The sequence below is a fragment of the Streptomyces sp. CC53 genome, assembly GCF_001865245.1.
Taxonomy (GTDB): Bacteria; Actinomycetota; Actinomycetes; order Streptomycetales; family Streptomycetaceae; genus Streptomyces.
On record NZ_MKXB01000007.1, the window covers coordinates 20,273 to 24,452 of the forward strand.

General features: G+C 67.5%; 4 protein-coding genes and 1 pseudogene. 4 read left to right on the forward strand and 1 reads right to left on the reverse strand.

All coding sequences use genetic code 11. The features are described 5' to 3' along the window. Positions 1-163: 163 nt before the first annotated feature. Positions 164-1,358: pseudogene (locus BJP40_RS00650) on the reverse strand (IS701 family transposase). 619 nt (positions 1,359-1,977) lie between these two features. Between BJP40_RS00650 and BJP40_RS00655 the strand changes: the two are divergent. From BJP40_RS00655 to BJP40_RS00670, 4 genes are read left to right on the forward strand one after another with little or no spacing between them, the layout of a single operon-like run. Further along, positions 1,978-2,805, forward strand: a complete 828-nt coding sequence (locus BJP40_RS00655; protein WP_071277601.1) for a serine protease — start codon at positions 1,978-1,980, stop codon at positions 2,803-2,805. Between the two features lies 1 nt (position 2,806). Continuing rightward, the gene (locus BJP40_RS00660) at positions 2,807-3,139 is read left to right on the forward strand and encodes a hypothetical protein (protein ID WP_071277603.1); all 333 of its coding nucleotides are present in this window, start codon (positions 2,807-2,809) and stop codon (positions 3,137-3,139) included. 54 nt (positions 3,140-3,193) lie between these two features. Next, the gene (locus tag BJP40_RS34805) at positions 3,194-3,898 is read left to right on the forward strand and encodes a tyrosine-type recombinase/integrase (protein WP_107416660.1); all 705 of its coding nucleotides are present in this window, start codon (positions 3,194-3,196) and stop codon (positions 3,896-3,898) included. After that, entirely contained in the window at positions 3,895-4,125 is a 231-nt protein-coding gene (locus BJP40_RS00670) for a DUF6262 family protein (RefSeq protein WP_071277605.1), read from the forward strand. Before BJP40_RS34805 ends, BJP40_RS00670 begins: the two co-directional genes overlap by 4 nt. Positions 4,126-4,180: the final 55 nt, after the last annotated feature.

Genomic DNA, 4,180 nt, shown 5'->3' on the forward strand with positions numbered 1-4,180 from the left:
TACTGCAACGGCGTTTTCTGTGACGGTGGTTCGGCTTCTGGTGGTGTGTGGCCGCGTCGCTTGTAGTGGCTGGTGCGGGCTTGGTGTTGTCTGCGGCGGCGCCAGTGTGACCAGTGCAGGACGTGCTCGACGGGTGCTGGTTGGCGGTGGGGGAGTCGGTGGATCAGGCGGCGGAGTTCGGGGAGTGTGAGGGGTATGAGCTGGGAGGATCCGTTTCTGCTTTCCCTGTGTCGAGTTCGCGGGCCCGCAGGACGGTGAGGCTGGCGTGGGCGGCCATGGCGAGGGTGATGTGGCGGTGCCAGCCGTCGTAGCGGCGGACCTGGTAGTCGTCGAGGCCGCATTCCTGCTTGGCGGTCTGGAAGCATTCCTCGATCGCCCAGCGGGAGCCGGCGATGCGGATCAGCTGGTCCAGCGTGGTCGACGCGGGACAGTAGGCGATGTAGTAGGAGATCTGGTCGGGCCGGCTGACGCTGCGGCGGGCGATCACCCAGTGCCGGCGGTCCTGGCGGTGCCAGGGCCTCACCTCGACCCTGGCCCAGTCGAACACGCGCGGCCCGTGGGCGCCGTTTCCGCACGAGCGCCGCTTCCACTTCTGCCGGGGCAGACCATGCATGGAACAGGTCGTGCACGGGGTGGTCGAGGGCGTGGCGGGTGACGACGGTGTCGTGGCGGGTGGTGGCCATGACGTGGAAGACGTCCGCTTGCTCGAGCTCGTAGCGCCAGCCCTTGGAGAACCCGTAGGCGGCATCGGCGGTTACCCAGCCGAACGGGATCCGGTCCGCGATCGCGCGGCGGACCATGGCCTTCGCCATGGCGACCTTCGTTTCGAACCCGGTCGACTCCTCGATGCCGGCCCGGCGGCACCGCTCGCGGTCATTGGTCCACGACGTGGGCAGATACAGACGGCGGTCGATCAGCGTGCGCCCTTGCGGGCTCGCGTAGGCGAGGAACACCCCGACCTGGCAGTTCTCAGTTCTGCCCGCGGTGCCCGAGTATTGCCGCTGCACCCCCGCCGACCGTATCCCCTTCTTCAGGAAGCCGGTGTCGTCCACGATCAGGACCGCTTCCGGGTCACCGAGGTGCTCGACCACGTAGCCGCGCACGTCGTCCAGGACGTCGTCAGCGTTCCAGTCGGTCTTGTTCAGCAGACGGTGGATCCGGTCCGGACCCGTATGGCCGGCCTCCTCCGCCAAGGTCCAGCCGTTCTTCCGCTCCAACGGCGTGACCAGCCCCCGTAGATACGCCAGCGAAGACTCCCGCGGCTCCCGCCTGCCGAACCGGTGCACGAACCGCCCATGCACCTCCGCAAGCCCCGCCGACCACACCCGGGCATCCGCCCGCACCACATCCCACCCCATGACCAGCACAACGACCCGACTGCCACACCGTCACGCAAACCGCCGTTGCAGTACTAGTACTCCAGTGTGGTTTCGCGATCTTCCAGCACGTTCGTTGCCGGTAGTGGTTGTGCCGGGCTGTTGCCTGGTGGTGTCTGCGCCCGTCGGCAGCTTGGCCGCGGAACCGTACTTCGTCGGGTATCCCGGCCACCTGGCGGCGCTCGGGATCGGTGCACCATCAACGCCCGGGCAGGTAGTGCCGAGGGCCGATCAGGGGTCAGGGCCGTCCCCGGGCAGGTGGCGGAGGAGCCCGGCATCTTCTTCGGGACGCCGCGCTCTCGTCCTCGTCCGGACGTCGTCCATCCTGCGGTCCAGCGAGGCTGTAGATCCGGGCACCCTGTCCCCGAGTTCGACAAGGGGGCTGGGTGCTCTGGGCGGTGCGGTCACTCGTTCGGGTGGTTTCTCGAATCCGATGCCCTCGGTTGAGGAGCAGGCCGAGGCCGTACCGGGCCAGGCGTGACGGCATTCGGCGGGCCGGGTGCGTGACGGGAGAAGCCGGGCAGGCGCGGGTGCCGTCGGCGGAATCTGGCGCGATCATGCCATGGTCGTCTGACACATCGGGCAAGCGGAAGGAACTGCTGTGCGCTGGAAGAGGAAACTGGCCGCGCTGCTGACGGGCGTGTGTCTGGCAGCGGGCCTGCAGGCCGGGCCGGCCACGGCCATTGTCGGAGGAATGGAGGCGGTTCCCTACCGCCATCAGTTCATGGCCGGCCTGATCCACAGCAGTCAGCCGCGGCACGTGTTCTGCGGGGCGACACTGATCTCCCCCAGGTATGTGCTGACCGCCGCGGGCTGCGTTGAGGGGAAAGATGCCCATGAGTTGGGGGTTCTGCTGGGTGATCACGACTACGGTACGACGGCGGATTCCGGCTTCCGCCCGGTATTGGCCCGGGCCACGATGATCATTCTTCACGAGAATTACGACCCCTGGACCCTGGACAACGACATCGCCTTGGTGCAACTCGTGAAGCCAGTGCAGACACACATGAAGATCAATGTGGCTTACCTGCCCTGGGAGCACGAGCCCGATAGCTTCGACAACGTCACCGCGACGGCTATGGGCTGGGGCAACGAAAGGCTCGGCGGCCCCGTGAGCACCGTCCTGCAGAGTGTTCAACTCGACACGATGACCAACGCCGAGTGCGCCAGCCGGGGCGAGGAGAACCTCAATGGCAGCATCTGCACCTACACACCGGGCAGGGACGCCTGCCAAGGCGACACCGGCGGTCCTGTGATCTACGACGCGGGGTACCCCGTCCTGATCGGCATCATTTCCACCGGCAAGGGCTGTGCTGCGGGCAGCCCGGGCGTGAACACTCGCGTTTCCTCCTATCTGCAATGGATTCTCCAGAAAACCCCCGATGCCACCTACTCGTCGAGGGGGAGTTGGGCCGAGAGCAGGCCATGACATGGCTGTCCGCCACCCGTCAGGAAGTGCCCTGAGCAAGACGTACCCGGTCGCGTTCAACTCGGCCGGGCAGCCGGGCCAGTGGGTGGTGACAGGCCGGAAGACCGAGAACAGCACGGTCGATGTGCTGGCTACCGCGACGTGTGCCGATCCGGTCGCCGATCTCACCTGGTCGACGGGGAAGGCCACTTCGAGCACTCCGGCCGGCGGGTTCCTGGTGTGCAAGGACGGACGGCAGGTCGTGGGCGGCGGCGCTTCGGGGAAGGGACCCGACTCGGTCCTGATCGCGTCCCGGCCCGGGCTGAGCAGCCAGGGTGCTGTCGCTGACGACTGATGGGGTCAGGCCCGGCAGCTGGCACGAGCCGTTCGAGGCACAGGTCTACGTGATGTGCACGAGCCGGTAGCCGGCCTCGACCTCGGCGGCGCCTACGTCGCTCACCAGGCCCGCCACACCCTGGCCACCAACCTGCTGCGCGCCGGCGCCACACTCACCCACATCCGCCGCTACCTCGGCCAGCTCTCCGAACGCATGGCCGAGCACTACGTGAAGATCACCAACAGCGACCTCGAAGACGTCCTGAACACCATCTGGGTGGCCGGACCCGGCGCACCCAACCCAGGCGAACTCCTCTCCAGCGACACCACCCCCATGGACCGCGAGACAGCCCTCGCCCTGGCCCTGGACCTCTCCCGCCGCAGCACCCCCGCCGACCGGGGCTTCTGCACCTACCAACCCGTCGTCGACGGCGGATCCTGCCCCTGGAAACTCGACTGCGAGAACTGCGACAACTTCGTCCTCTCCGGCGCAGACCTCCTCTACTGGCGACGCAAGGCCGAACAGTGGCGCTCCATCGCCGAGAACGCCCCAGACGACGCAACCGCCGACTACCTCCACACTGTCTTCGAACCCACCGCCAAGGCCGTCAAAGGACTCGAGCAGGCCCTGGCCGCCCTCGGCATCCTCGACGAAGCCCTCACCCTGGACCTGCGGCGCCCCCAGGACTACTTCCACCGCACCTGGAGCACCGCCTTCCGCGCCCGAGACCTCGCCGCGCTGCAGGCATCCGGCCCGGATGCCACAGGGAAGCCATGAGTACGTCCCGCACCGACGCGGCCGTCCGGGCCCGCCGCCATGCCACGCAGGAGATGCTCGAACGCCTCCAGGCCGCCCTGGCGGCTGCGGCACGCGACCATACGCCTGTCACCGTCGCAGCCCTTGCCCGTACCGCCCGCGTCTCACGTACCTTCCTCTACCAAAACCAGCAGGCCAGAGCCCTGATCGAGCAGGCCAACCGCTGTGAAGTGCCGTTGCAGTATTAGTACTGCAACGGCGGTTTGCGTGACGGTGTGGCAGTCGGGTCGTTGTGCTGGTCAT

What these genes read in the sequence shown, in the direction of transcription:
- BJP40_RS00670 (WP_071277605.1), top strand. Translation starts at nt 3,895, where the DNA reads ATGAGTACGTCCCGCACCGACGCGGCCGTCCGGGCCCGCCGCCATGCC.
- BJP40_RS00660 (WP_071277603.1), top strand. Translation starts at nt 2,807, where the DNA reads ATGGCTGTCCGCCACCCGTCAGGAAGTGCCCTGAGCAAGACGTACCCG.